The sequence below is a fragment of the Escherichia sp. AM3 genome, from assembly GCF_032029835.1.
Lineage (GTDB): Bacteria > Pseudomonadota > Gammaproteobacteria > Enterobacterales > Enterobacteriaceae > Escherichia > Escherichia coli.
This window is the reverse complement of record NZ_JAVUPQ010001338.1, coordinates 1-233: the sequence shown is the minus strand read 5'-3', so window position 1 is coordinate 233 and position 233 is coordinate 1. Positions and strand designations below refer to the sequence as shown.

Here is a 233-nt window from a genome sequence, read left to right as displayed (position 1 = left end):
GTAATTGTGCTTGTCGCTTTCCTGCGTATTGGTCTGAGTGGACGGCTTTATAAAACCGCTCGTAACGCGCTTGGATAAGTATCAGTAAGTGCTTGCTTACAAAACTGGAAAGCGGTTTCTCAGTAATTGCGTTGAAAGTGTGACCTAAAATCCCTATAACATTAGAACCAGTCCGTTTTCCGGGCTGGTTCATGTTACAGAGGTCGTTTCCAAAAGTGCGAAAAAATACCTAT

At 42.9% G+C, this 233-nt stretch carries 1 protein-coding gene; it reads right to left on the bottom strand.

Going from position 1 to position 233, the window contains the following annotated elements:
- Window positions 1-193 (bottom strand): hypothetical protein (locus RTW80_RS30960; RefSeq protein ID WP_312722094.1); only part of this gene is annotated, 193 nt, incomplete at its 3' end.
- Between the last annotated feature and the right edge of the window lie 40 nt (window positions 194-233).